This is a genomic window from Mycobacterium simiae, from assembly GCF_008370645.1.
In the GTDB taxonomy this organism is placed as follows: Bacteria; Actinomycetota; Actinomycetes; order Mycobacteriales; family Mycobacteriaceae; genus Mycobacterium; species Mycobacterium simiae_A.
The window spans coordinates 1-224 of record NZ_VTZN01000680.1; the positions used below are offsets into that span (position 1 = coordinate 1).

Genomic DNA, 224 nt, shown 5'->3' on the forward strand with positions numbered 1-224 from the left:
CAGTTGGCTTTCGGTGAGCTCGGTGACCACAGCGTCGTCCAGGACGCCGGCGGTATGGATCACCGCAGTGAGCCGGTGTTGGTCAGGAATCGACTCCAGTAGCGCCGCCAGCTCTGCTCGGCTGCTGGTGTCGCAGGCCGCAATGGTGACCTCGGCGCCCAGCTCGGTCAACCGCTGCCCAAGCTCGTCGGCGCCGGGAGCATCCGGGCCGCGCCGCGACACCA

At 68.8% G+C, this 224-nt stretch carries 1 protein-coding gene; it reads right to left on the reverse strand.

Annotation, left to right across the window (positions count from 1 at the left end; genetic code table 11):
• The coding region (locus F0Q45_RS27345; protein ID WP_149656742.1) for a KR domain-containing protein at nucleotides 1-224 on the reverse strand (224 nt) is incomplete at both ends.